This is a genomic window from Micromonospora pallida, from assembly GCF_900090325.1.
Taxonomy (GTDB): domain Bacteria; phylum Actinomycetota; class Actinomycetes; order Mycobacteriales; family Micromonosporaceae; genus Micromonospora; species Micromonospora pallida.
Map to the genome: position 1 here is coordinate 3,380,346 of NZ_FMHW01000002.1, position 25,303 is coordinate 3,405,648.

Annotated in this window: 22 protein-coding genes and 3 pseudogenes; 7 read left to right on the forward strand and 18 right to left on the reverse strand. The window is 67.5% G+C overall.

What is annotated here, in order from left to right; translation table 11 throughout:
* Window positions 1-214: 214 nt before the first annotated feature.
* From GA0074692_RS13360 to GA0074692_RS13380, 5 genes are all read right to left on the reverse strand, one after another.
* The gene (locus GA0074692_RS13360) at window positions 215-580 is read right to left on the reverse strand and encodes a RidA family protein (protein ID WP_091653389.1); all 366 of its coding nucleotides are present in this window, start codon (window positions 578-580) and stop codon (window positions 215-217) included.
* A 183-nt stretch (window positions 581-763) separates the two neighbouring features.
* Window positions 764-2,197: a hypothetical protein gene (locus GA0074692_RS13365; RefSeq protein WP_091644313.1), complete on the reverse strand. Its 1,434-nt coding sequence runs from the start codon at window positions 2,195-2,197 to the stop codon at window positions 764-766.
* A gap of 299 nt (window positions 2,198-2,496) precedes the next feature.
* A complete protein-coding gene (locus GA0074692_RS13370) occupies window positions 2,497-3,117 on the reverse strand; it encodes a transposase (RefSeq protein ID WP_245730293.1) in 621 nt (206 codons plus the stop codon).
* Complete coding sequence (locus tag GA0074692_RS13375; RefSeq protein WP_245730294.1) at window positions 3,081-3,548, reverse strand: winged helix-turn-helix domain-containing protein; 468 nt, start codon at window positions 3,546-3,548, stop codon at window positions 3,081-3,083. Before GA0074692_RS13375 ends, GA0074692_RS13370 begins: the two co-directional genes overlap by 37 nt.
* Window positions 3,549-3,948: 400 nt before the next feature.
* A complete protein-coding gene (locus GA0074692_RS13380) occupies window positions 3,949-4,848 on the reverse strand; it encodes a formate/nitrite transporter family protein (protein WP_218106655.1) in 900 nt (299 codons plus the stop codon).
* Window positions 4,849-4,979: 131 nt separating this feature from the next.
* Between GA0074692_RS13380 and GA0074692_RS36500 the strand changes: the two genes are divergently transcribed.
* Window positions 4,980-5,108, forward strand: coding sequence for a hypothetical protein (locus tag GA0074692_RS36500; RefSeq protein WP_281198938.1), 129 nt, complete (start codon window positions 4,980-4,982; stop codon window positions 5,106-5,108).
* A gap of 257 nt (window positions 5,109-5,365) precedes the next feature.
* Here the strand turns inward: GA0074692_RS36500 and GA0074692_RS13385 are convergent, their stop codons facing one another.
* On the reverse strand, window positions 5,366-5,764 hold the full coding sequence (locus GA0074692_RS13385; protein ID WP_091644326.1) for a hypothetical protein: 399 nt from the start codon (window positions 5,762-5,764) through the stop codon (window positions 5,366-5,368).
* Window positions 5,765-5,937: 173 nt separating this feature from the next.
* On the opposite strand from GA0074692_RS13385, the gene GA0074692_RS13390 reads away from it, so the two are divergent.
* Window positions 5,938-6,471, forward strand: a complete 534-nt coding sequence (locus tag GA0074692_RS13390) for an SUKH-4 family immunity protein (RefSeq protein WP_176738440.1) — start codon at window positions 5,938-5,940, stop codon at window positions 6,469-6,471.
* A gap of 234 nt (window positions 6,472-6,705) precedes the next feature.
* Window positions 6,706-7,077, forward strand: coding sequence for a hypothetical protein (locus tag GA0074692_RS34720; protein WP_176738441.1), 372 nt, complete (start codon window positions 6,706-6,708; stop codon window positions 7,075-7,077).
* Between the two features lie 182 nt (window positions 7,078-7,259).
* On the opposite strand, the gene GA0074692_RS33960 is transcribed toward GA0074692_RS34720, so the two are convergent.
* The 3 genes from GA0074692_RS33960 to GA0074692_RS36010 form a co-directional block, all read right to left on the reverse strand.
* Complete coding sequence (locus GA0074692_RS33960) at window positions 7,260-8,459, reverse strand: CPCC family cysteine-rich protein (RefSeq protein ID WP_141725277.1); 1,200 nt, start codon at window positions 8,457-8,459, stop codon at window positions 7,260-7,262.
* A 696-nt stretch (window positions 8,460-9,155) separates the two neighbouring features.
* A complete protein-coding gene (locus GA0074692_RS13410; protein ID WP_176738442.1) occupies window positions 9,156-9,545 on the reverse strand; it encodes a hypothetical protein in 390 nt (129 codons plus the stop codon).
* Between the two features lie 158 nt (window positions 9,546-9,703).
* On the reverse strand, window positions 9,704-10,072 hold the full coding sequence (locus tag GA0074692_RS36010) for a hypothetical protein (RefSeq protein WP_091644338.1): 369 nt from the start codon (window positions 10,070-10,072) through the stop codon (window positions 9,704-9,706).
* A gap of 757 nt (window positions 10,073-10,829) precedes the next feature.
* Between GA0074692_RS36010 and GA0074692_RS36925 the strand changes: the two are divergent.
* Window positions 10,830-10,940, forward strand: a pseudogene (locus GA0074692_RS36925) (hypothetical protein); the annotation flags it as partial.
* Window positions 10,941-10,951: 11 nt separating this feature from the next.
* Here the strand turns inward: GA0074692_RS36925 and GA0074692_RS13420 are convergent.
* From GA0074692_RS13420 to GA0074692_RS36930, 3 genes are all read right to left on the reverse strand, one after another.
* Entirely contained in the window at window positions 10,952-11,347 is a 396-nt protein-coding gene (locus GA0074692_RS13420) for a RidA family protein (protein WP_091653396.1), read from the reverse strand.
* Window positions 11,348-11,864: 517 nt separating this feature from the next.
* Complete coding sequence (locus GA0074692_RS13425; protein WP_245730295.1) at window positions 11,865-12,083, reverse strand: DUF1883 domain-containing protein; 219 nt, start codon at window positions 12,081-12,083, stop codon at window positions 11,865-11,867.
* A 341-nt stretch (window positions 12,084-12,424) separates the two neighbouring features.
* Complete coding sequence (locus GA0074692_RS36930) at window positions 12,425-14,551, reverse strand: DNA translocase FtsK (protein WP_218106656.1); 2,127 nt, start codon at window positions 14,549-14,551, stop codon at window positions 12,425-12,427.
* A gap of 243 nt (window positions 14,552-14,794) precedes the next feature.
* Here GA0074692_RS36930 and GA0074692_RS34725 point away from each other — a divergent pair, with 243 nt between their 5' ends.
* Window positions 14,795-14,947 (forward strand): hypothetical protein, encoded by a 153-nt coding sequence (locus GA0074692_RS34725; RefSeq protein ID WP_176738444.1) that lies wholly within the window; start codon window positions 14,795-14,797, stop codon window positions 14,945-14,947.
* A 245-nt stretch (window positions 14,948-15,192) separates the two neighbouring features.
* Here the strand turns inward: GA0074692_RS34725 and GA0074692_RS13435 are convergent, their stop codons facing one another.
* The 6 genes and pseudogenes from GA0074692_RS13435 to GA0074692_RS13460 form a co-directional block, all read right to left on the reverse strand.
* Window positions 15,193-17,223: an amylo-alpha-1,6-glucosidase gene (locus tag GA0074692_RS13435; protein WP_091644347.1), complete on the reverse strand. Its 2,031-nt coding sequence runs from the start codon at window positions 17,221-17,223 to the stop codon at window positions 15,193-15,195.
* Window positions 17,220-17,594 (reverse strand): SCP2 sterol-binding domain-containing protein, encoded by a 375-nt coding sequence (locus GA0074692_RS13440; RefSeq protein WP_091644351.1) that lies wholly within the window; start codon window positions 17,592-17,594, stop codon window positions 17,220-17,222. Before GA0074692_RS13440 ends, GA0074692_RS13435 begins: the two co-directional genes overlap by 4 nt.
* 153 nt (window positions 17,595-17,747) lie before the next feature.
* A complete protein-coding gene (locus tag GA0074692_RS13445; protein WP_091644355.1) occupies window positions 17,748-19,064 on the reverse strand; it encodes an MFS transporter in 1,317 nt (438 codons plus the stop codon).
* Between the two features lie 269 nt (window positions 19,065-19,333).
* Window positions 19,334-21,415 (reverse strand): amylo-alpha-1,6-glucosidase, encoded by a 2,082-nt coding sequence (locus GA0074692_RS13450; RefSeq protein ID WP_091644359.1) that lies wholly within the window; start codon window positions 21,413-21,415, stop codon window positions 19,334-19,336.
* Window positions 21,412-21,789 carry an SCP2 sterol-binding domain-containing protein gene (locus GA0074692_RS13455; protein ID WP_091644364.1) on the reverse strand — a complete coding sequence of 126 codons (378 nt, stop codon included), beginning with the start codon at window positions 21,787-21,789 and terminating at the stop codon, window positions 21,412-21,414. Before GA0074692_RS13455 ends, GA0074692_RS13450 begins: the two co-directional genes overlap by 4 nt.
* Window positions 21,790-22,046: 257 nt before the next feature.
* A pseudogene (locus tag GA0074692_RS13460) lies at window positions 22,047-22,811 on the reverse strand (acyl-CoA carboxylase biotin carboxyl carrier protein subunit); the annotation flags it as partial.
* Here GA0074692_RS13460 and GA0074692_RS13465 point away from each other — a divergent pair.
* Together GA0074692_RS13465 and GA0074692_RS13470 are read left to right on the forward strand one after the other, a co-directional pair.
* Window positions 22,799-23,617: pseudogene (locus tag GA0074692_RS13465) on the forward strand (NADP(+)-dependent, decarboxylating phosphogluconate dehydrogenase); the annotation flags it as partial. The pseudogenes GA0074692_RS13460 and GA0074692_RS13465 overlap by 13 nt on opposite strands.
* Window positions 23,601-25,142, forward strand: coding sequence for a gluconokinase (locus tag GA0074692_RS13470; RefSeq protein ID WP_091644372.1), 1,542 nt, complete (start codon window positions 23,601-23,603; stop codon window positions 25,140-25,142). The pseudogene GA0074692_RS13465 and the gene GA0074692_RS13470, both read left to right, overlap by 17 nt.
* Window positions 25,143-25,303 lie beyond the last annotated feature (161 nt).

The window sequence follows — 25,303 nt, forward strand, 5'->3', positions numbered from 1 at the left end:
AGACCCGTCGCTTCCGGACCGCCATCCTTGGCGACTGTCACCACCAGTACTTGACTCCCGGAAGTAACCCCCGCCGGGACACGGCCCGGCTTCAGCGCGGTCGCGACCACGGCCTGTCCGGTGTCGGGCCAGCTGGCTGGGCCGCCCGATCCGACAGGACATGGTGGGGCAACACCTCCCACCGGACACGCGTCCTCGCCGGGCGGTCCGCAGGTCAGCGCCCGGCGCGGACGGCGGCGACGGCCTCGACCTCGACGAGCTGGTCGTCGTACCCGAGCACGGCCACCCCGAGCAGCGTGCTCGGCGGGTCGTGGTCACCGAACGCGTCCCGGACAACCTCCCAGACAGCCACCAGGTCGGACCGGCAAGACGACGCCACGTAGACAGTGGTCTTGACGACGTCGGTAAGCCGGGCACCCGCCGCCGCAAGCGCGGCCTCCAGGTTGACCATCACCTGCCGAGCCTGGCCAACCGGATCACCCGGCGCGACGGTCCGCCCCTCCGCGTCCAGCGGACAGGAACCGGCGGTGAAGACAAGCCGGGCCGACGGCTCGACCGTGGCCGCGTACGCACCGGGCACGCCGTCTGCGACGAGGTCGAGTGGATCAACGGCAGGTCCTACCCGGTCGGCGAGTCGTACCACCCGAACCGGAACGGACACCTCGGGTACGCGAACATCGTCGAGAACCGCGCTGCGTCTCTGACGCGCCTGACGTTCCGCGGCCTGCGGCCGGTCACCCGGCCGCAGGCCGCGCACGCGGCGTCAGGAAATGGTGGGCTCGAGCCCTGGACGGTCGTCGAACAACTGCACCCAGCGCCCGTCGAACCCGCCATTCGCGGAGGTGTACCAGGCGCCGCGCAGCCACTCGCCGTTCTCGGTCGACCCGGCGGTGTCGACCGTCCCGTCATGGACGAAGAAGTCGTGCTGCCACCAGTACGAGTTGGGCGAGTCGTAGCGTCCGCTGGCCATCTGCCGGGTCCAACCGTAACTGTCGGTGCCGGTCCCCTCGTACCCCGGGAAGTGGTCGGACGAGCCCTCGATGTCCTCGTCCGCCTCGGCGGAGTACACGCCGTAGAGCCAGTCCTTGTGGATGATCCCTTCACGGTCGTCGGTCAGGTCCGAAGCCCCGTTGTCGCGGGACTTGCTGTAGAAGCGCTGACGGCCGGCGTTCACCTCCACCGCGCCGGTCTCGTTGACCACCGGTGACTCCAGCTCGACGTCGTCCACCGCCGACGACAGCCAGTGGGTGGACCAGGCCGGGTTGCCCGCCCAGTGGGTCGGAATGATGTCCGCGATGTCCTGCAGCTCGTAGGTGAGCCGCTTGGCCTGGTACCAGTCGACGGTGTGCTCGTTGTCGTGCCCGGCGATCAGCGTCGAGGCGTTGGAGAAGGTCAGCGGTTTCGCGCCCCAGGCGGTCACCGCGGCCGATGACGCCTGCGGGACGAAGATGTAATGCACGTTCTTGTTCTCGTCCTTGCCGCTGATCTCCACCTCGGCGTCGTTGGTGACAGGCTGGCTGGCGAGCGAGCTGTAGGTGTCGTTGACGTACCGCAGCTCGTGCGCGTGCGTGGCCAGGACGCTGCCGGCCTCGTCGGCCTGCCAGACCATCAGGTGTCTGCCCGTCGCGGTGTTCATGAAGTTGAAGCCGGAGTCGCCGCGCTTGCGGATGATGTGCTCGTGGTGGTGGGTGATGGTCGAGTTGTTCACGTACTCACCCGTCGCCCCCGGAGTGCCGGTGACGTTGCGCACGACGATCTCGATCCGCTCCCAATCGTGGATCGCGTCGCCTTCCTTGTCCGCCGCGTTGTACACGTGGTAGAGCAGCACGAGCGACTTGGTGGTGCCGCTCGTGTACTCGATCAGCGAGGTGTAGAGGGTCGGGCGGATCCGCCACGCGGCGTACGGGCTGCTGGTCGCCTTCGCCGCCGATGCCGCGACATAGTGCTCGCTCTCCAGCCAGCGGTAGCGGTTCGTCGCGAAGTTGTGGTCCTGGTCGAAGTTGTAGTTCGTCAGCCAGTCGCGGCCGTCCTGACCGTTGTCCTCGTTGGCCCGCTTGAAGATCACCGGGGCGTAGTAGTTCAGGTAGGCCTGCCGCTGCGCCGTCGTGAGGAGTGGCACGGTGGCGTAGGCCGGCCGGTTCCCGGTGATCGGCAAGGTCGCGAGGACGATCGCCGCGAGCAGCAGCGCCCGGGCCATCGTCCGCCACGACGCTCGCGGGGGTCGATCAGGACGGAGACCGGACGGAATCGGTACGCGGAGCCGCACGCTTCCTCCTCTGGGGTTTCATGAGAGCGCCCGACAGCGAGCCGGTCATCGGCTCGGGTCGGACGGGTGGCGCCCCACTATCACACGCACCTGGGAGAGATCGCCAGAAGCTGATGGATCCTCCGCCCCGCCTCTCCACAGCCTCTGCCAGGGCCCCGGCAAAGTCGTCAGGTGATGCCGAGCAGTGCCAGCGGGCGGGTGCTGTCGCGGGCGCTACAGATCTTGAAAGGTCAGGTTGAGCCGGTCTCGAGGGTCAGGCCGGTGTGGGCCAGGAAGCCGTCGAGTAGGTCGGTCCGGTACTGGATGCGCTTGAGCCGGTTCTTGATGATCGCGAGGAGGTGGTCGACCCCTCGGACGGCGAGGTTGCTGATGCTGCGTTTGAGGTGGGACCACACGGCCTCGGTGGGGTTGAGGTCCGGGGCGTAGGCCGGTAGGCGGATCACGGTCAGCCAGTCCCGGGCGGCGATCAACGCCCGCATGGCGACGCTGACGTGGGTGTTGAGGTTGTCCCACACGAGGACGATCGGGCCGCCGAGTTGCTGGTGAGCGGCATCCAGCAGGGCGATGTAGTCGGTCTCGGCGAAGCTGCGTCGCTCACCCTTGCGTCCCCGGTGGGTGAGGGTGCGATAGATCAGCCGGGGACGCCGGCCGGGTTTGTAGCAGGTCAGCCCGGCGATGGAGATCCGCCCGGAGCCCCTACCCGATACCGGGACCTGCGGGGTGTGGCCGCGTCGGCCCCAGGTACGGGCCTTCGGTGGGCGCAGCGTCTGACCGGCCTCGTCTTCGAAGACCAGCCACGCCTGCCGCTGCGCCGCTACCGTTTTCCCGCCGGCCAGACCTCCCGCCGCCACGTCATCACCGCGCCCTCGTCGCGTTCCACCGGCCGGTGCGACGGCACCTGCACCGACCAGCCGATGCGGTGCAACAGATACGAGGTGCCGCGCAGCGTGTACCGGGTACGGAACATTCGAGCGATCAGATCCGACACCCGCACCAGGGTCCAGCGTTGGTCCTCCCCGAAGCCGTGCGCCGCCGGCCCTTCGTCCAGGGCGTCGGCCAGACGCCGCAACCGGGACTCGTCGAGGCGACACCGGGACCCGCCAGGCCCTTTCGACGCGAGGGCGTCCTCACCACCGGCCCGCCACCGCTTCCGCCAGCCGTACACCGCGGTCTGCGACACCCGCAACCGCGCCGCGATCTCCGTAACCGGCACGCCCCGGGCGAACCACTCGGCCGCCTGCCGCCGTACCGCCTCCCGCTTCGCCCGCCCCCGCGCGGACAATCCACCTCCATCGGGATACCTCATAACGTCGATCTACCCGCAACCACAGCAGTCACACCAGGACGACATCCACTTCGGACGAACCTGGCCCTTCAAGATCTGTAGAGGGAGGACCGTCGACCTCGGTGTCGTCGTGGTCGACATGCTGGGTACGGGCCGGACGGCGTGGGCCTGTTACCGCTGATGGAGCAGGCCCACGACACGATCCGGGAGCACCTCAACGGCGAGCTCGACAGCCTCACGGTCACGGTCGAGAGCGAGAAGCGGTCGGCAGGGCCGCTACCCCCGAAAGCGGATCAGTGCCGCCCTAGGCACCTGCATCCTCACTATCCCAATCCACTCCTACGACACCGAACCCGCACGCTTCGCATCGGTGGTATCCGGAGAGGCGAGCGGGCCGTCACGCGTTCACCCTCCGGGAGGTCGACTTCTCGGGATGCGGGCGGTTCCGGGTTGCACCGGTGCGGGCGTGCGTCGCGTAGAGGGCGAGCCCCACGAAGACCAGGCCGCCGACGAGGTTGCCGACCACGGTGGGGATCTCGTTCCACAGCAGGTAGTCGGCGATCGAGAAATCGCCGCCGAGCATCAGACCGGCCGGGAACAGGAACATGTTCACCACCGAGTGCTCGAACCCCATGTAGAAGAAGATCAGGATCGGCATCCACATGCCGATCACCTTTCCCGACACCGACGTCGAGATCATCGCGGCGACGACGCCGGTGGAGACCATCCAATTGCACAGAACGCCACGGATGAAGAGGGTCAGCATCCCGGCGGCACCGTGGTCGGCGTACCCGACCGTCCGAGACGTGCCGATCGCGCCGAGCCGCTGGCCGACCTCGTTCGGGTCCACACTGAAGGCGAAGGTCAGGATCACAGCCATCATGAGCGCGACGGTGAGCGCGCCGGCGAAGTTGCCGACGAAGACCAAGCCCCAGTTGCGCAGGACCGAACGCAGTCTGACGCCCGGCCGCCTGTCGATCAGCGCGAGGGGAACAAGGGTGAACACACCGGTCAGGAGGTCGAACCCGAGCAGGTACAGCAAGCAGAACCCGATGGGGAAGAGCAGGGCTCCGACGAGGGGTTGACCCGTCTCCACGGTGACCGTGACCGCGAACGCCGCAGCGAGCGCGAGAATGGCACCGGCCATGTACGCACGAATCAACGTGTCTCGGGTGGACATGAACACTTTGGTCTCGCCCGCGTCGATCATCTTCGCGACGAACTCTGATGGGGTCACGTAGGACATGGACTCGTTCCTTCTGGTATGGGCAACCACGGACCTGCCGGTGTGCCCCAAGATCCAGGCTGTCCGGTCGGTCTCGGCACTATAGATGTCCTTCGTCGTAACACCATGAGGATCATCGAGGAACGTCAGATCACCCCGTATTGCCGGAGTAGGGGCCCTGGTGCCCACCCCTGCCGCAGGCGATGCGGCGCCTCGGGCAACTGGCGTACGCGAGCCTCGACGGCACGCTGATCCGCACCGACCGGCTTTCCGCGAAGCAGGACCGATGCCACTACGCCGGCAAGCACCGTTGCCACTGGGTCAACGCCTAGGAACACATGCGGCCGCCGCTGGTCTGAGAGGACGTCTGACCCGAAGCAGCCAATCGCCGCGTCTTCCTCGCCTACTGGTCCGAGGGCTTGGACTCCTCCTGGGCACCGCTACGCGACCTGTGAAACCAGCGCCGGTGACCTCTGCCCCGGCTGCGGGGCGTCGTCTGGCCGTCGCTTCAGTAGCGGCGTGTGACGACGGTGTTCGTTGACGCTGTCAATCGAAGCTGCACGCTCATGCCGAGTTGAGGATGTTGCAGTCAGGGCCAGTCGCGACCAGCGAAGACGTCTTCCCCTGGTCGCCAGACCGCCCATGCGGCGTCTCGACGGGGCCCTTCGTGAACTTGCAACTGGGCGATCTCGGGGCCATCCAGGTCAGTCGCCGCCGGGTTGGTGACGATCTCGCCGAGATCGAAGCGGATCACGATCCCGGCCTCGGGCGACTCCTCCACTGAAGTCACTTCGTGCGTGATGAACGCGCATAGTGCGTCCCGGTACCCCGGGTCGCCGAACAGGATGGTGGCGTCGCCGATGGTCACCATCGGCCAGACGTACGCTGTGAATCGCGCGGCGTCAAAGTCCAGTTGGAGGTAGTCCATGACGAAGACCACCGACCCGAGTTGCTCCTCGACGAGTGCGTCCAGAAGGGAATCGCTCACGCCCAGGATCCTGTCACGTCCCGCGAAGCCAACACTTGCTCGAACCGTAAAGCGCTCATCACCGAAGGTGACATCAGCGCCGATCGCTGGTGTCCGAACCTGCTGATGATCGGATGCCCGACCACTACACGAAACTGGGTGGATGGAACCTCGCCCGGACTACCCTCATTGGCGTGCCTGTTGATGATCTTCCGTTGCCTCCCGAGTTCGAAGCGGTCACGGCCTGGGCTGGTACTGGGCGGGTGGTGCGTGCCACCGAGCTGGACGTCGCGACGTGGCGGCTTCCCGAGCCGCAAAGGGCAGCGCTGGTCTCCTGTGGCGTACCGCTGATCAATGACCTCGTGACTGCGGTGTCAATCCACGCAGCGCCGACAATGTACCGGTTGGCGAACTCTGACGACCTGGACTGGGTATACGGTGCCGCACCGGGGACGGGTGAGGTGCAGGCATGGTCGTCGGACGGCCGCACTCGGTTCGTCAACTCAACGATCGTCCACTGGCTGTGTTCGCTGCACATGGTTGGTAGCTCGCTGAGCAGCTCGCCCGTCATCGGCCGATGGGACGAAGACGAACAGGCCGAACAGGAAGCACTCGCGGAGCTCGCCGACCTGTTGGAGCGGGTCAGGGCTCTTGACCCGCCCGCGTTCGGAGACGGCGACCATGCAACCCACTTCTGGCCCGCAGTGCTCGACCGGTGGCTCTACTGATCGATACAGACACTCTCTTCTGCCGCGAAGCGATCGGCGCAGAGCCGCCGGACCCGGCTCGGCACGTCTCAGCCGGTCGCGGTGGGATAGCCGTTCTGAAAGGCGAGCCGATGGTCCGCGTCCGCCGCGATCTTGTCGAGGTGGTCGTCGAGGCTGAGAAAAGCCTGCCAGGGCTCCTCCCCGGAAGCGGCGGCGAGCCGGTCGACGACGAATTGTTCGAGGTCGGGGACGCGCTTGGCTTTCCAGATCTTGTCGGCGAGGCTGACGATCAGGTCTTCGATCTCGACGGCGGTCGTCCGCCAACTGGCATGTGTCGCGGCGAAGCGGGCCAGGGGAAGGCTCGATGCCGGCGTCGAGCAGGAGTTGCTGCCCGGCGGGCTCGTGCCGGGAGCCTGGTCCGGACAGTTCCTCGACGTGAACGGTCTTGCCGATGTCGTGGGTGGCCGCGCCGAAGAGAACAGCCTCGCGATCGATGACCAGGGCCGGGTAGTGAACGGCAAGCCAGGCCGTGAGCTGGGCGGCGACGTCGTGCACGGCGCGCAGATGCGCGGCCAACCGAGGTGGCGCGTTCAACTCGACGAGAAGGGCGGCGACCTGGGCTGGTAGCTGCCGCAGCGGCGGGACACCAGGTTCACGCAAGGCATGACGCAGCGTCAATGGCATGGCTGCTCCGTCGTGGTCGGCGTACGGGGTTTCGGCGGACGCATGGTAGAACGCGATCAGCATGCTCACCTTGCTGAGCGTCATGCCGATAGAAGTTGACCGCATAGAGCGGCTGGAGCCTGGCGTTACGTAGGCTCGCTCGGCGGGAAATGCGGCTGTGGCCGCCGGCCCCGGCCCTTTCGGATGTACTGGACCCGGGCCTCGTCGAGGCTCAGACTGCCGTTCGGCCCGCCCCTGACGACTGCGCTGTCGTGGTTGTCCTGGCCATCATCCTCCCACCAGCACTCATCGCAGATTTCGTAGCGCCCTCGCTCCGACAACGTGGCGTGGCCGCAGCATGGACAGGTGTAGGGACCATCGCCGGCCGCCGCGACGACGTTCTTCCGCGAGGCGTACTGGTGTAGCCAGTCCACCCAGTGGCGATCCAGGAGGTCGTCATCGTCCGCATTGATGGATCGTGTGGCTACGGATCTGTCCTCCGTCGGCTTGTGGATTACGGCGGGGCGGTCTTGGACGTTTGGATCGGCTGCCGAGTGGATGCGACGAGCACCGTCGCCCCCGGCGTCTTCCGTAGCTACCTGTTGCTCCTCCGGCATGATGCGCCATCGCCATGGGCCCACATCGCCGAGGCGTCCAGTGTGCCGGAGCAGAACCTGCGTAGAGTGCACCCGCTTTCCCGTCTCCTGCCGCTGCTGGATCATTGCGTCCGGAGCCAGCCGAGCCAGAATGCGTGTACTGAACTTCGCGGGTGGCCACCAGTTCACCTTCAGGCCCTGGGTGATGTCGTACGTGTGGAGCACGACCTCGGCAACACCGAGCGCTGCGAACCCGCTGACGTCGCAGGACCCGAAGTGCCACGCCCGCGTATCCGGCCCTGCGACCCGCAGCGCCGCGACGAGCAGCCCGCCGCACGCCTCGACGGCCGCCAACACGTCTGACACCGGCGCATCGTCGCGGATCACCAGATCCAACGGCAGGTACGCATCCTGTACCCGGCCCGCCACCTGAGCCGCGTACGCGAGCAGATCATGGCCGATGTGGACGAGCGTCTCCCGACACGTCCAAGTGAGGGTGCCAGCGGCGACCGACCAGTCGTGGGCCGAAAGCGGTTCGAGGACCTCGCCCATCATTCGGACGACACGCTCCAGATCCTGAGCTTCCATGTCGCGCATTCTGGCAGACCGGGCAGGTACCCAGACTGCCAAGAAGAACAGGGCTTCTACATCCGAATCTGCCGCGATCAACGCGCTGAGGTGTTGCAGATCATCTGGCAGACGACTGTCGCACATCAGCCGACGGAGGACACCAGCCTTGGGGCGCTCCATCTTGGTCTGCCTGGCCCTGAGCAGCCGCACCACCAGCGCTACGACCGGCCAGTGAGATCCCGCCGCCAGCGACCGTCAGCACGTTAACCTCGCTGTTCACCAGCGGTGGCAACAACCAGCACGGACGCGGACAGCAGCACCCGGCAGATCACCGTGTACGTCCTGCCGCACGTGCCCGACCAGACCCGGGCCGGCAAGCGCGGCCGGACCAACGCCGCGGTGGTCTACGACGCGATCGAGGCAGCACAGCAGCAGATCCCCGCGCTCCTGGACGCTCGCTGCGCCGCGCCCCAACCGGCCGGCGGGGGACTGTTCGCCCGGCACACCAGCGACCAGCGAGGCGACGCTTGGTGTTACTGGCCTCACGAAAGCCGGCGTGAAAGAACGACTACGAACGTGGCTTGCCGCCGCGACGCGAGATCCGGCATCACCTCATGAGAACCCAAGTACGGAAGACGAAGCGTCGGAGCGACATCTGTAAGCCAACGCGCGGCCTATCAGGCCCAGGCGGCTGAGTGTGGCCCGCTCGTCGGCCAAAGTGCGTTGCACCCGACGAACGCGGCCAGTCCACCACCGCGCGCCCCAGACCGCCTAAGCGGACCACGACACCGGCACGACCGGCACAATGGCGACCGTGACCACGGACCAGCCCGGAGACATCAAGCCCGGAGACATCTACGAGGACTGCTCGGCTCATCATCGCACCGGCGGCTCGCCGAACCTGCCATCCGAGATCAACGTGTCAGCTTCGATCTCCTCCGCTGTCCAAGCGTGATTACAGAAGTCATCCACCGCGATGCCGCCGAGACGCAGGAGCGAAAGCGCGAGGGCTACCATGCTCTGTCTCCGTGACAGCCGGTACTGGATCTGCACTCCCCAAGCGGGCCGGCACCCGACGGCCCGTTCGAGGCTCGCAACGTCGTCGGGCTCCCAGTCGAGGTATAGGCCGCTGCCCTCGTCAACCAACCACACGTAGATCGGCCCGGCTGCCACCCATTGATCCAGCTGAGACTCCGCCAGCTCGTTCAGGACGCGGATGGCATCCGCTCGTGGCGCGGTGGGGAAAATGAAAGCCGCCTCGCTCATGTAGCGACCATAGAGAACCGTCAGTTTAGAAGAGCGCGCTCACGGTCGTGATGCCCGAAACGCCTGCGGTCGGCGGTCGCCCCGGCTGCGTCTCTGCCCGCTCGTGACCGCTGCATGTCACGGTTACTGGCCCACGGATGGCCCGTGATGGTCCAGGTTCAGTCGTCGTGACCGGAAGCAGGGCGAAGGTGTCCCCACTGCGGGTCGTAGCAAACAAGCCCGTGGTCTGCGGCCATCCGTGCAGCGGCAGAGGAAACCTCATCGGACCGGCTGAACGGGATCGTGAAGTAGACCATCGGGCCGGATGCCTCATCGCTGAGGCCGTTCGACAGCGGGTAGAGCTGGGGGTCGTGGCCATATAGATCGGGCCATCGGGCAGTCACGGCATCGGCGTAGGCGCGGATGCGGGGCGTGGGCGGCTGTTCCTCGCTCTCGAAGTACCGCTGATACAGGGCGTCGTACGCCGCACCGGCCGCTTCGTCGTCGGTGGGGGTGTCCCCCTCCCACACCGCCAGGTCGTAACTCATACGGGGAAGTCTGCCAGTGCCGGCGCATCTCCCCCGACGGAAGGTGGCCGCCAATCTGCCCCGATCCCCCGGATAGGTGCCAAGGACTGCGGCGCCAGCTCGGGGTCAAGGGTGGCCGTAGACCATCGGCGTACCGACGCGTAGCGCCCTTGACGTCGGTCAAGGAGCGCTACCGGGCGGCGCACTTGACCGGCGTGGTCCCCAGAACGCCGAAAAGGGCCGACCCGATATCCGGATCAGCCCTCTGACCTGCGTCGGGACGGCCGGATTTGAACCGACGATCCCTTGTTACCAACCGTAGCCAGCCGAAGCTTGTCACCAATCGCCAGAAGTAGGCGTTAACCTGCACAGACACGCTCGGAGGGCATGCCTTCTTGTCACTGCTGGTCAGCGTTCGGCCAGGGTTTTCGGGGGGTAAACGGGGGCCGCCGTCAGGACCTTTCCAACCGTCACCCGCACCCGCTCCCCCGCCATAGGCACCCCGTCACGACATGACCAACTTGCTTGCACCGGGATGGGCCCGGACTGTCAACCGGGGCTCGACTGCTGCCGAACCCTTTACCAACATGCCTATGGTCACAAGCAGCCGATGTGAGCCGCGCGCTCTCGGCTGCCGGCGGCTACAGTCAGGCCGACGCCGTCATGAACCCCTACGTAACAAGCGCGAACCACGTCGACGAGCCGGGAGAGCTTCGCCATGGCGAAGTACGACCCTCTGACCGACTTCCTGAAGCGGCACGATCGAGGCGAGATCCGGATGTCGTTCCAGCGGGTCGAGGAAGTTCTCGGCGCGCGCTTGCCGGCGAACGCCCGATCCGACAGGACATGGTGGGGCAACACCTCCCACCGGACACGCGTCCTCGCCGGGCGGTCCGCAGGTCAGCGCTCGGCGCGGACGGCGGCGACGGCCTCGACCTCGACGAGCTGGTCGTCGTACCCGAGCACGGCCACCCCGAGCAGCGTGCTCGGCGGGTCGTGGTCACCGAACGCGTCCCGGACAACCTCCCAGACAGCCACCAGGTCGGACCGGCAAGACGACGCCACGTAGACAGTGGTCTTGACGACGTCGGTAAGCCGGGCACCCGCCGCCGCAAGCGCGGCCTCCAGGTTGACCATCACCTGCCGAGCCTGGCCAACCGGATCACCCGGCGCGACGGTCCGCCCCTCCGCGTCCAGCGGACAGGAACCGGCGGTGAAGACAAGCCGGGCCGACGGCTCGACCGTGGCCGCGTACGCATACTCGGCGACGTCGGAAAGGGCGGGCTCGCGAATCAGTCGGGCCGGTGAGGTCACGGCGGCAACGCTACTGCCGGCCCCCGAGCGGCTCAACGGATATCCGCCAACCGGTCAGCTGACGTTCCCCCAGCTCAAGGCAACCGGTTCAACACCTACAACTGCATCGTCGGCCTGTTGCTCGATGACATCGCCATCGACGTGGCCGCCTGCCCACTCACCCGGGTCTGCAGGCGGGCGGCTAGGCGAGCATGCGGCGGATGTCGGGTTTCTTGGGTACCCGGATCCTGCGGCCGGAGTACCTGACGCCGCAGGAGGCTCTCCTTCCGACACGAGGAAGCCGCCCGAGCCCGGTGTGGGCTGGACGGCTTCTGGCATGTCGTTGGGGAGTTCAGTTGTCCAGTTTGTCGAGTCGGGGCTGCTGTCCGGCGAGCTGCGCCGCCAGTTCACGGCTTGCCACCGGACCGGGTCACCGCGCGCCAGGGCCCTGATCCCCTGCAGAGGCATCCGCGCCCAAACCGCCGCGCCACGCCATTCCCGGCGCGACCACGGCGGGCTGTCAGTCGAAGATCTGTCCCACCGTGACTCTGATGCGCTGGGGGTAGCTGTCGACGACGATGTACCAGTGGTCGTCGTACGGCACCTCCAGGACCACGGGGCTGAGATCGTAGAAGCCGCCGAAGAACTCGTACTCGTCACCGTCGAGATATGCCTGGTAGGACTCGCCGTCCATGAGGCAGACCCTGGCGGTCGAGCCGCGCAGTTCCACCTCGAACACTCCTCCACCTGCGCACGTGCCGAGATTCCAGTAGAGGTGATCCACACGCTATGTGTAGTGGATGGTGACGCCTGGCGGAAAGCCTGTCGGACGATCCCAACCGGCGGGGATCCGGTAAGCAGTCCAAGCCACCTGGACCGAGTCCCACCGTCGTCGCGCGTACCCGCAAACCGGAGATGGTGTCTCCGGAAAGCCGCATTCCGGGCGCACGCCCGGCGTTCGGCAATCGCGACGTGGGCGGGTCCGGTCGTGCTCGATCGTTCGACGACTCGCGTGGTGCGATCGTCGTCGCTGAGGTCGTCGATGGCGGTGGTGTCGACGGCCGGCGGGTAGTGCAGTGGCTACATCGGGTTGGCCGGCGTGATGTTGGCTTGGTTACGCCAGTGGTTGACGACGGCGGTGACCTCGGCGTCGGTGACCCAGGCGCCCTGGATGCGGGTGGGGGTGGACGCGCCCATAGGCAGGAACAGGCCGTCGCCACGGCCGAGGAGTTTCTCGGCGCCGGGTTGTTCGAGGATGACCCGGGAGTCGGTCAGGGAGCTGGTGGCGAAGGCGAGGCGGGACGGCATGTTGGCTTTGATGAGTCCGGTGACCACGTCGACGGAGGGGCGTTGGGTGGCCAGGACGAGGTGGATGCCGGCGGCGCGGGCGAGCTGGGTGATCCGCACGACGGAGTCCTCGACGTCGCGGGGGGCGACCATCATCAGGTCGGCCAGCTCGTCGACGACGACCACCAGATACGGGTACGGCTCCATCACCCGGTCGCTGCCGGACGGGGCGGTGATCTCGCCGGCGCGGACCTTGCGGTTGAAGTCGTCAACGTGGCGGACGCCGTGGGCGGCGAGGTCGTCGTAGCGCTGGTCCATCTCCCGCACGACCCAGCTCAGGGCCTCGGCGGCCTTACGCGGGTTGGTCACGATGGGAGTGACCAGGTGGGGGATGCCCTCGTAGACGGTCAGCTCGACCCGCTTGCAGTCGATGAGCAGCAGCCGTACCTCGTCGGGGGCGGCCCGGGTCAGAATCGACACCAACAGGGTGTTGAGGCATCCGGACTTGCCGGATCCGGTGGCCCCTCCGATGAGAATGTGGGGCATGGCGGCGAGGTTCGCGATGACCCCGCTGCCGTCGATGTCCCTACCGAGGCCCACCAGCAGCCGGTGTCCGTCGCGGGCGGCATGGGAGGGGATCACGTCGCCGAGGGTCACGGTCACCCTCTCCCCGTCAGGATTGGGCACCTCCACCCCGACGGCGCTCCTGCCAGGGATCGGGGCCAGCAGCCGCACCTCGGCTCCGACGGCGTAGGCGAACTCACTCGCCAGCCCTTCGACCTCGGCGACCTCCACACCGGGGCCGAGGGTGATCTCGTAGCGGGTGACAGTCGGCCCGCGGTGGGCCTCGGACACCGTCGCGGCCACCCTAAACGCGTCGAGCACGCCCTGGAGGGCCTTGCGGCCGGCGGCGGTGGCGGCGGTCCATGGAAGCGGTAGGGGACGAGCGAGCCACGGAGGTGGCAGGGTACCGACGGCGAGCAGGCTCACCGGCGGCAGCGGGTACCCGCCCTGGACGACCGGTGACGTCCGGGCGGCAGGCTGCCGCGTCGACGGCCGGGGTGACTCCCCGGGATCACTGGCGGACAAGGCCAGACGGGCCGTCGGAGCCGAGGACGGCGGTACGCCCACGATCGCCGTCTCCTCGTCCTCGTCGACGTCGAAGCGGTCGTCGACCTCGTCGTGGGCGGCCGGAGTGGAGGAGGCCGGGCGGTGGCGGGGGGCAGCCAGAGACCGCTCAGCCCGCTCGCGAGCGGTGCGTTCCCCGGCCAGGGCCTGCTCCAGACGTTGCCGCTCCGCGCGCAACTCGGCTGTCAGGTGCTCGGCGCGGTCCTTGTCGCCACGCACGAGGGCGGCGGTCTGCTGGGCGTGCTCCTTGGCGGCACGTTCCTGATCCCGCTCCCGCTCGCTCCGCGTCAGCGCCGTCTGCAGGTCGGACAGCCGCTGCTCCGCCTCGACCCGGCCGGCGTGCTCCCGAACGAGTTCCTCTTCCGCCCGCTCCCGGACAGCCCGCTCCTCTGCCAGCTCCCGTTCGGCCCGTTCCCGGGCGGCCCGCTCGTCCGCCAACGCCCTGGCGCGCTGATTCGGCGCCGGCGGGTTGAGCACGTGATGCTGTTCGGCCACGCGCGCCCACGCGCTGATCCAGGCGTGCCGGTGCTCCGCCGGCACACCGCACGCCTGCACGAAACTCTCGACGAACGCCTTGCTCGGCAGCCTCTTGCCGGTGAGGGCCTCAGAGATGCCCTGCCTGGTCAGCGTGATCTCCCGCCGGCCAGCGAGGTACTGCTCCCTGGCCCACTTCTCCAACTCCCGGTAGGAAGTCCTACCGGCACGGACATGCAGCCGGCGCAGCAGCACACAGAACTCCTCCAGGCTGGTTCCCACCTGGGCGGGGTCGAGTTCCTCCGAGGGTGACGACATCGCGCGGTGCCCAACCTCTCCGCTGTCCGAAACTGTCTCAGGGTGTCCGGCAGCGTACGCCACGTGGTCGATATCCACCGGCACGCGGCCGGCAACCGTCAGCCACCTGTCCGACCACGGACGACGCCGACAGAAACGTGTCCTGATCGCTCCGCGGTGATGGCCGGACACCGGCACGTGCGGCTTGCTGGAAGTCATCCCCTCCCCGCGGACACCACCGCAGCAATGACAAAGGAGCCGACCATGCCCCCAACCTGGCTCACTACCAGCCTGGACTGGCTACCACAGGCGACCATCGTGCTGGCCTTCCTCACCGCGCTGATCCGCCTCACCCTGCTCACCCCACTACTCTGGCGACGCATCCGGCGCTGGACGCGCAGGCGGCACGGAAGCTGACACCACGGCAGCCACCAGCACAACGGCGGGCCACCCCTCAAGGAGAGGCCCGCCGTCACTGCATACCCATAACCCAGAGATAGATCATTACGAGGAACGCCGGCGAGGGTGACACCGGCGACCAAGACCTGGTGACACTGCCCAGGAGCCGGTCGGCCGCAAACCACGTCTTCGCGTACCTGGTCATGCTCGCTCCAGCAGCGAGCACTCGCACAGACGAATACGAGCGGCTGCCAGTCCGCTCACTATGGTTGTCCGCCCGTCGAGACGTCGGCGCGGCCCCACCGCCCGTGGACGCCATGCAGGGTGATCTGGCCGATCCGATCGGGAATCGCCGGATCGGTCGCCAGGCGGCCGGCGTACGGCTCCATGCCGAGCATCGTCCGGAGCAACAGCATGGGGGTGCCCGTTGACCACGCCTGCGGACTACACGCGGTGGGGTACTGGACGGGGTATTCGGTCAACTCTCGTTCGTAGCCGGCGAATGCCTCCGGTAGGCGCCCCTGGAAGTACTGCGCTGCATCGATGATCGCTTCCGCGATCCGCCCGGCCTGTTCGGCGAAGCCGTAGCGCCGGAGCCCCCACGCAATGATCGAGTTGTCGAATGGCCAGACCGTGCCGACGTGATAGCCGACCGGGTTGTACCGCCCCTCGCCCTGCGCCAGGGTCCGTACGCCCCAGCCGGAGAAGAGTTCCGGTCCGGTCAGGTGGGCGGCGATCGCGCCGGCGCGGGACTCCTCGACGATGCCGCTCCACAGCAGGTGACCGATGTTCGAGGAGAGCGCGTCCACCGGGCGGCCGTCGATGTCGAGGGCCAACGCATAGAATTCACGGTCCGTGACCCAGTAGTCGCGGTTGAACCGGCGCTTGAGATCCGCCGCCTGTGCTTCGAGCGCGTCGGCGTACGCTGGGTCGTTCCAGAACTCCCGGGCCAGCCGCGCGCCGCGCATCTTCGCGTCGTAGGCGTAGCCCTGCAGTTCACAGGTTGCCCGGGGCAGCCCCGGCAACGTCCCGTCGTGGTAGGAGATGGAGTCCCAGGAGTCCTTCCAGCACTGGTTGTCCAGCCCGGTCTGCTCATTCCGACGCTGGTACCACAGGTAGCCGTTGCCCATGATGTCGCCGTACTCGTCGATCCAGTTCAGTGCGGCCCGCGCGACTGGCTCGAGGCGCCGCACCAGGGCGACGTCGCCGGTCCAGCGCTCGTACTCGTCGAGCAGCACCACGAACAGGGGAGTGGCGTCAGCCGAGCCGTAGTACGGCGAGTGGGGCTGCTCTGCGAACGCGACCGTCTCCCCGTACCGCACCTCGTGCAAGATCTTGCCGGGCTCCTCCTCGCCGAAGTCGTCCAGCCTGCTGCCCTGCAAAGCTCCTAGCACCTGCAGCGTCGTGGCCGCGAGGCCCGGCACGAACGGCAGCGCCTGCAGAGACACGAAGATGCTGTCGCGACCGAAGATGCTCATGAACCATGGCAGCCCGGCCGCCGGAACACTGTCCCCGCCGGCGATCAGCGGCATGAACCGTAGCGCGGCAAGGTCGACCAGCCCGCGCTCGTATGCCGTTGCCAGCGACTTGTTGTCGCACTCGAGCCGCGGTGCGTGACGCAGCCAGGCCTCGAGGTCCTGGCGCATCTGTGGCCTCGTCCGACCGGGCCGGCCCTGGAGGGTCACGCGAATGTCCCGCCCGTCCGGTCCCACCGTCTCGACGCGTATTTCGGCGGCCCACTGACCGTGGGGTTCGAGCCGGACGGTGAAGGTCAGGCCCCGTTCGTCAACATGGGCGGGCGGGTCACTGGTGATGACGCTCTCGCGGCGGAAGGCCCCCCGCTGATAGCCGAGACGCAGACAGCCGTTCTCGATCCGGGTGTAGTAGCTCCCCTTCTTCTGCCGTACGTCCTTGATCTCGAACAGGTCGGCGAAGTCGCTGTTGGCGTCCACGCGGATGCACACGTCGACCGGCTCCCAATTATGGTTGAGGACGGTCAGTTGCTCGTGCATGCTGCCGATGATCGAACGTTGGCGGATCACGGACAGCTCGGGTTCGATGTGGGGCGACGGGGCGACGGGGACCAGGAAGTAACGCGTCTCGTAGTACTCCAGGTCATCAACGGTCAGTGCCTGCAGCCGTTCGCCGTTGACGCTCAACTGCCAGGTCGACAGGAATCGTGTGTCGAATGAGAAGAGACCGGTCGGAAACGTGGGCGACGCGACGATGTCGCCGTTGGAGTCGCTCACCACGAATGTGCCGCCGTCCAGAATTCTGACGAGATCCGCGCTCATGGCCGGTGTTCCCGACCGCAGACGGCCTGCGGGTGGCGGGCCTCAGGCGGGCCGGGGAAAATGCGTTCAAAGCGGGCCAGCAACATCAGATCACCCTCAACCACGACCTCGTTCCGCAGCCATGCCCGCCGCATACGTTCACGGCCCGTCACCATGTCGTCGAACAGCGCCTGATCGGTGCGAACGACGCAGTCAGCCCCGCGTTCCTCCCGCGACACCCGGACCTCCCCGTTCCTGATCTCCACGAACCAGTGGTTCGTCCGGTGATCCTGGCTGAGGCTAAACACGATCGTGCCCTCCGCTCCCTCCAGCAGGGGCTCATGCCCTCGCTTGCGGACCGTCTCGAAGAACTCGCCGGTCGGATCCCAAATGGGTTCTCACCCCCTTAGTGCCACCCCACCCTTCACCCGGAAGCAGATCCCCTCAACGGCGTCACATCCCGGAGTTACCCACAACAGGTGAGCCGACACGTGCGAAGCTCTTAGCGATTACGATCATTGAGTCACGAGGTTCATAGCGTCAAACTACCGCCGACCCACCCGGGGCGTTGTTGATCGAATTGCACGGTTCCGATAGGCCAGCAGGCCGCCGACGGCCGTGGCAGCGCCGGCTATCATCATCATGATCACCATCGGGGCGATGGATCCGTTGGTCGCGCCGGTGAGGGAAAGCGCGGGAATTGGCAAAAGTGCACCGCCGACGAGCACGGCGATGGTGATGCTGGCCGCTACACCGATATAACGCAACTTGACCGGAAACAGGTCTGCCGTCAGTGCCGGCGCTACCCCGCTGAAGATCCCGTACGAGACGGCTCCGACCATCATCGCCGCCAGCAGTGCCGGCAAGGATGCCGCGCCGACCAGCCAATACGATGGCGCCGCCCAGAGGATCAGCCAAACGCCGGAAATGACGATGGCCCGTTCCCTGCCCCACCGGTCCCCGTAATGGGCGCTCACGATGGCAACGATGATTATGACGGCCGCAGTCGGCACCAGTCCGAGTTGCACCCAGGAGACGGGCAGATTCGATACGTAGACTTTGACGTAGGCAAGCAGGCTTGTCAGGTACGCATAGGCGAAGGCGGCCGGGCCAATCCCCATCAAGACCCCAATCGCAGCGGGCCGGGGCGCTTCCCGAAGGAGCCTTCGGACCTGGCCGGCACCGGCGGCTCGCCTGACGTTTGGGCCCTTCGTCGCGGCGACGAACTCTGGCGTCTCCGCCAGGCGGGCACGGAACAGCAGACCGACGATCACCAGCAACGAACTGAACAAGAATGGAAGTCGCCATCCCCACACCTCGAATACCGCCGGACCCACCGCGACGTTGACCACCACCAGCGTCACCGCGACGATCAGGATCCCTAACGGGAAGCCAATTTGTGGGAACGCCCCATATAAAGTCCGCCGATGCGGCGGCGCATGCTCGACGGCAACCACCACCGCTCCCGGATATTCGCCACCGACGGCCACCCCTTGCATCAGTCGGAGTGCGACCAAGAGAATGGGCGCGGTTATACCGATGGCCGAGTACACCGGAAGCAGCCCGATGCCGACAGTCGCCACACCCATCATGGCAAGGGACCCGAGAAGGGCAGGACGCCTGCCGACACGGTCACCGATGCGGGCGAACAGTGCAGCACCCAGCGGCCGCATGAAGAAGGCAACAGCATGACTGGAGAAGGCAGCCAGGGTGCCCAGCCAAGGGTGGAAACCGGGAAAGAAGAGCGGACCAAAAACCGTTGCCGCAATAAATGCATAGAGCAGGAAATCATAAACTTCGACCGCAGTGCCGATCATCGCGGCGAACGCGACCTGTCGCGGCGTCAGGAAGGTCTTCGGCATCAGACCTCCAGAGACGGGTACTTCCTGCAGCAGACCTCGATGAACACCGCAAGCTTCCCACCTATGCCGAAGGTAAACGTCGACTTTCCTGCCGCCCTGTCCCGTACGAAGCCTTCTGGCACGTCCACCAGGCCGACCAGATCGAGACAGCTATCGTTCAGCCCTGAGCCAACCGGCGCCAGATGATCCTCCCTCCGACAAACCGGGGAACCTCAATCGGACACCACAGCCCCGCCGGGGAGGTCGTCGCGCCCTGTCAGCGGCAACGGTCAGCGCGGCGACGCCCCCGGGCTCGGCTGCCGACCTGCGTGCGACTCTGGTGCCACCTTCCCGATGGCGTCGACGCGGCCCCACCGTCCCGGGATGTCGCGCAGTTCGATCCGGCCAAACCGGTCGGGCAGCGCCGGCGCCGTTGTCAGGTTGGCACCGTACGGCTCGAGGCCGAGCAGCGTACGCACCAACAGCAGCGGCGCTCCGGTGGCCAGAGCCTGCGGGCTGTTCGCGGCGGGGTACCGGACGGGGTGCCTCGTCAACTCGCGGTCGTAACCCCCGAAGGCCTCCGGCAACTGCCCGCCGAAGTAGTGGGCGGCGTCGATGATGCCCTCGGCGATGCGTCCCGCCTCGCGGGTGAAGCCGTAGCGGCGCAGCCCCCAGGCAATGAACGAGTTGTCGAACGGCCAGACGGTGCCGACCTGGTAGCCCAATGGGTTGTACCGCCCCTCCCCGTCGGCCAGGGTGCGCACGCCCCAGCCGGAGAAGAGCCGGGGGCCGAGCAGGTGTTCGGCGATCTTCGCGGCCCGGGACTCGTCGACGATGCCGCTCCACAGCAGGTGGCCGATGTTCGAGGACAGCGCGTCGACCTGACGGCCGTCGCCGTCGAGGGCGAGGGCGTAGTACTCACCGTCGCAGACCCAGAAGTCCCGGTTGAAGCGCTGCTTGAGCTCGGCCGCCTGCCGTTCCAGTCGGTCGGCGTACGCCGGGTCGTGCCAGAACTCGCGGGCCAGCCGGGCACCGCGGATCTTGGCATCGTAGGCGTAGCCCTGCAGCTCGCAGGTGGCGCGGGGCAGCCCGGGCAGCCGGCCGTCGCGGTAGGAGATGGCGTTCCAAGCTTCCTTCCAGCACTGGTTCTCCAGCCCGGTGTGCTCGTTGCGGCGCTGGTACCAGAGGTAGCCGTTGTCCATCATGTCGCCGTACTCGTCGATCCAGTGCAGGGCCGCCCGCGCCTCGTCCTCGTACTCCCGCACCAGCGCGACGTCCCCGGTCCAGCGCTCGTACTCGTCGAGCAGAATCACGAACAGCGGCGTGATGTCGGCGCCGCCGTAGTACGGCAACGTCGGCTGCTCCTCGAACGCCGCCATCTCGCCAAGGCGCACCTCGCGCAGGATCTTTCCCGGCTCCTCATCGCGGAAGTCGTCCAGCACGGTGCCCTGATTGATCCCCAGAACGCGCAGCGTCGTAGCGGCGAGACCCGGTACGACGGGCAGCGCCTGCAGGCTGGTGAGAATGCTGTCTCGGCCGACGAGGGTCGCCGCCCACGGCAGGCCGGCGGCGGGCATCGCCTGACCCGGAAGCGCCAGCGTCGGGTACCGCAACGCAATAAGATCCACGAGGCTGCGCCGGTACGCCGTGCTCAACGCGTCCCAGTCACACGTCAGGCGCGGCGCCTCGCCGAGCAACCCGTCGAGGTCGTGCTGGAGTTTTTGCCTGGTTCCCTGGCGACGGTGAGACAGATGATCACGAACATCCTGCCCGTCCGGGCGCAGCACCAGCGCCCGCACGTGCAGGGTCGTGGTCCACTTCTCCTGCGATCCGAGCCGGATGTGATACGTCAGCCCGTGCTCGTCGATCCGGGCCGGCTCGGTCGTGGAGATCAGCGTCTCGCGCCGAAACTTCTCCCGCTCATAGCCCAGACGCAGACGCCCGTCCTCGACACGCTTGTAGATCCGACCCACCGACTCCCGCGGTTGCCCGAGCACACCCAGTGGGGAGAAGTCGCTGTCCACCTCCACCCGGACGGTGAGATCGGCTGGTTCCGCGGCATGGTTGAGCACCGTCAACCGCTCCTCAAAGCTGGCGGCCAACGATCGCTCGCGGATCACCGACACCTTGGCGTCCACGTAATGCGTCGGCGCGCCGGGCACCAGGAAGAACCGCACCTCGAAGTAGGACCGGTTGTCCCTAGCCAGCGCGCTCACCCGTTCACCGTTGACGGTGAGCCGCCACCGCGACAGGAACCGGGTGTCGAACGAGAAGAACCCGACCGGCACCGACGGTTCGGCTTCGATGTCGCCGCCACCGGCGCTCAGCACGAAAGTGTTGCCGTCCAGGATCCTGATCAGGTCCGATTTCATCTCTCCCCTTCACGATCGCGGGCGACGGTCCGCGGATGGCGCGCCCCGGGCGGCCCGGGAAAGAGACGCTCCAGCAGGATGACGAACTGGAACTGTCCTTCAATCGCAATATCGTTCCGAACCCACGCAGGCAGCGGTTTTGCCTCGCCTCGAGCCATACGGTCGAAAAAGGCATCGGTGGTGCGGATGACGGTGTCCGCGTCGCGCTCCTCCCGCGACACCCGCACATCACCCTTGGTGATGGCCACAAACCAGTGGTCGATCCCGTGGTCGTGCTCGATGTCGAACCGGATTGTTGCCGTGGTCTTCCGCAACAGCCGTTCCCGTCCATGGCGGCCGAGTTCGTCGAAGAACTCTTCCGTCGCATCCGACATGGCACCACCCCGCAGAAATCCACCGGACCAGGACCAGCATCACTCGGATCAGAGGCGGGGACCTCACCCGGAACGGATGAACTTGGCGGGCGGCGCGGTGAACCCACCCGGTCCGGTGGTCTACCTGCTGGTCTTCGCAACCGAACGCGTCGGATGGTCAGACGACCTCGCGCGGGACTGTAAGACACGAACGGCCCTGTCTCACATTCGGTGGTGATGGAGAGTCGTGAGGGTCGTTGACAGGTCGTTCCCTTCCCCTATTCGTTGATCTCGCAGATCGCTGCGCCGGCGGTGACGGTGCTGCCGACCCGGGCGGTCAGCCCGGTCACCGTACCTGCCTTGTGGGCGTTCAGTGGCTGCTCCATCTTCATCGCCTCGAGTACGACGATCAGGTCACCTGCCGCGACCGTCGTTCCCTCCGCGACGGCGATCTTCACGATGGTGCCCTGCATCGGCGAGGTGAGCGCGTCACCGGGGGCCGCGTCGCCCATACGGGAGCCGCCGGCGCGCCGGGCCGGCTTCTTCTTCGCCGCGGCGCCGGCCCCGCTGGCCGCACCCGCCACGAATCCCAGCCCGGCGGGCAGCACGACCTCGAGGCGCTTGCCGGCGACCTCAACGGTGATCTTCTCCCGCTCGCCCGGCTCAGCCGCCCCGACGGCTCCGTCGTACGGCGGGATGTGGTTGTCGAACTCGGTCTCGATCCACCGGGTGTGGACGCCGAAGCCGCCGTCGGAGCCGACGAACGCCGGGTCGTGCACCACGGCGGCATGGAACGGGATCACCGTCGGCATGCCCTCGACGACGAACTCCGCGAGCGCCCGACGATACCGCTCCAACGCCTGGGTCCGATCCCGGCCGGACACGACCAACTTCGCCACCAGCGAGTCGAACGCCCCAGGCACGGTCTCGCCCTGGTCGTAGCCGCCGTCGAGCCGGATGCCCGGTCCGGACGGCGCGTGCCAACGGGTCAGGGTGCCCGGCGCGGGCAGGAAGTTCCGGCCCGGGTCCTCGAGTGGGACTCGGCCGGACTCCCCCGGAACTCGCCGCCATCTTCCGCGACTGGAACACAGGTGACCTCGAGTCCTTCCTGATCGGCATCACCGCCGAGGTGCTCGACCACGCCGACAGCACGACCGGACGACCGTTCGTGGACGTGGTGCGGGACCAGGCCGGCCAGAAGGGCACCGGCCGCTGGAGCGTCCAGACGGCCCTCGACCTCGGTGTACCGGTGAGCGGGATGGCCGAGGCGGTGTTCGCCCGCGCTCTCTCCGGCGATGTCGAACGCCGTTCGGCCGGTCAGGCACTGCCCGGCCCGGCAGTGCCGGTGGCCGTCGACGACGCCGCGCAGTTCACCGAGGACATCCGCCACGCGCTCTACGCGTCCAAGCTGGTGGCGTACGCGCAGGGCTTCGACGTCATCCGCGCGGCCAACGCCGAGTACGGCTGGACGACCGACCTCGGCGCGGTCGCCGCGCTGTGGCGGGGCGGCTGCATCATCCGGGCACGCCTCCTGGACCGGGTTCGCGAAGCCTACGACCGGCACGACGACCTGCCGTCGCTGCTGGTCGACACCCACTTCCGGGACGCGCTGACGGTGGCACAGAGTGGTTGGCGGCGGGTGATCGCGACCGCCGCCGGGCTCGGCGTACCGGCACCCGGCTTCGGCAGCGCGCTGGCGTACTACGACGGGCTGCGGTCACCGCGCCTGCCGGCGGCTCTCGTCCAGGGCCAGCGGGACCTGTTCGGCGCGCACACCTACCAGCGGGTCGACCGGGCGGGCACCTTCCACGTCGACTGGTCCGGTAATCGCGATGAACGGGCGGTCTGACTCCAGCACCGGTGTCGTCCTCGGTGTCGACATCGGAACCACCAGCACAAAAGCGGTCGCCTTCGACCGTGCCGGCCACGTCCGCGGTTCGTCCTCGGTGGCGTACCCGCTGCTCGAACCCGAGCGGGGGCATGCCGTCCAGGACCCGGTCGCGATCGTCGAGGCGGTCGTCTCCGCAGTGGCGACAGTCGCCGGCCGGCAGGCCGCGCAGGGACGGCCCGTGGCGGCGGTTTCGTTCAGCAGCACCATGCACACCCTGATCGGCGTCGACGAGGCCGGCGCGCCACTGACACCGTCGGTGACCTGGGCGGACACCCGGGCACACCAGCAGGCCGACCGGCTGCGGACGGACCCGGCAACGGCGAGCCTGCACGCCAGGACCGGCACACCGATCCACGCGATGTCTCCGTTGGCCAAGCTGGTCTGGTTCCGTGAGCAACAGGCCGAGGTGTTCTCCCGCGTCCGGCGCTGGGTCGGCATCAAGGAGTACGTCCTGCACGCGCTCTGCGGGCGGTGGGTCGTCGACCACTCCGTCGCGTCCGCGACCGGTCTACTGAACCTCGTCGAGCGCGGCTGGGACCGGCAGGCGCTGGCGGTGACGGGAGTGACGGCCGCTCAGCTTTCCGAGCTGGTGCCGGTCACCTACTCGGACCTCCGCGCATTGCCGGCGGTCAGCGCCCGACTGGGCCTGCCGGACGGAACACCGTTCGTGGTGGGCGGTGCCGACGGTCCGTTGGCCAACCTCGGGGTCGGAGCCGTCCGTCCCGGCGTACTGGCCTGCTCGATCGGCACCAGTGGCGCCTTGCGGGTGATGACTGATCGCCCCACGGTCGACAGGCGGGGACGACTCTTCTGCTACGCCCTCGATGAGGAGCGCTGGACCGTCGGCGGTGCGATCTCCAACGGTGGACTGGTGCTCCAGTGGGCGGACCAGACCCTGATGCGGCAGGCGTCGGCTGCTCCGGGCCGGGTGGACACCGCGTCGGACGCTATCGCATTGGCGGCCAGCGTCGGACCGGGTTCGGACGGGCTGATCATGCTTCCCTACCTGATGAGCGAGCGCGCACCCTTCTGGGACTCGGCGGCTACCGGCGCCTACATCGGGCTCACCCGGGCGCATGGCCGTGCACACCTGGTGCGGGCCGGCCTGGAAGGGGTGTGCCAGCAGTTGGCACTGGTGCGGCAATCCCTCCACGACGTCGGCATCACGATCGAGGAGATCCGGGCAACCGGCGGCGCCACCCGCAGCCCCATCTGGCGGCAGATGCTGGCCGACGTCCTCGGTGTGCCGATCGGCTTCCCCGTCGACCACGAGGGGTCGGCATACGGCGCGGCGCTGGTCGGAATGCGGGCGATCGGTCTGATTGACCGCTTCGAGGAACTCGTCGACCGGATCGAGGTCGGTCAGGTCGTCGAGCCGATGCAGGAGGCAGCCGACCTGTACGCCGCGCTCCGGCCGATCCACGAGGCGGCGTACGCCGCCCTGGGGCCCTGCATGCGGCAACTGCGCGACCTGTCCGGCTAAGAAGGTCTCCTGACAGTGAGGTGACTGGGCAGGCGGACCTCCTGTCCGACTCGGGGCGCAAGGATTCCTCGTAGGAACGTCGGCGGGGTGAGATCACTGAGGCCTCTTCATCGTGATGTGCCTGGTCACGGTGGGTGCGGTGAGATCTCGTGTCGACATAG

Excerpts from the sequence above, each read along its gene's own strand:
- GA0074692_RS13365 (WP_091644313.1), bottom strand. The coding sequence starts at position 2,197 with ATGGCCCGGGCGCTGCTGCTCGCGGCGATCGTCCTCGCGACCTTGCCG.
- GA0074692_RS36500 (WP_281198938.1), top strand. The coding sequence starts at position 4,980 with ATGCGGCGCCTCGGGCAACTGGCGTACGCGAGCCTCGACGGCACGCTG.
- GA0074692_RS33960 (WP_141725277.1), bottom strand. The coding sequence starts at position 8,459 with ATGGAGCGCCCCAAGGCTGGTGTCCTCCGTCGGCTGATGTGCGACAGT.
- GA0074692_RS13410 (WP_176738442.1), bottom strand. The coding sequence starts at position 9,545 with ATGAGCGAGGCGGCTTTCATTTTCCCCACCGCGCCACGAGCGGATGCC.
- GA0074692_RS36010 (WP_091644338.1), bottom strand. The coding sequence starts at position 10,072 with ATGAGTTACGACCTGGCGGTGTGGGAGGGGGACACCCCCACCGACGAC.
- GA0074692_RS36930 (WP_218106656.1), bottom strand. The coding sequence starts at position 14,551 with ATGTCGTCACCCTCGGAGGAACTCGACCCCGCCCAGGTGGGAACCAGC.
- GA0074692_RS34725 (WP_176738444.1), top strand. The coding sequence starts at position 14,795 with ATGCCCCCAACCTGGCTCACTACCAGCCTGGACTGGCTACCACAGGCG.
- GA0074692_RS13435 (WP_091644347.1), bottom strand. The coding sequence starts at position 17,223 with ATGAGCGCGGATCTCGTCAGAATTCTGGACGGCGGCACATTCGTGGTG.
- GA0074692_RS13445 (WP_091644355.1), bottom strand. The coding sequence starts at position 19,064 with ATGCCGAAGACCTTCCTGACGCCGCGACAGGTCGCGTTCGCCGCGATG.
- GA0074692_RS13450 (WP_091644359.1), bottom strand. The coding sequence starts at position 21,415 with ATGAAATCGGACCTGATCAGGATCCTGGACGGCAACACTTTCGTGCTG.
- GA0074692_RS13455 (WP_091644364.1), bottom strand. The coding sequence starts at position 21,789 with ATGTCGGATGCGACGGAAGAGTTCTTCGACGAACTCGGCCGCCATGGA.
- GA0074692_RS13470 (WP_091644372.1), top strand. The coding sequence starts at position 23,601 with ATGAACGGGCGGTCTGACTCCAGCACCGGTGTCGTCCTCGGTGTCGAC.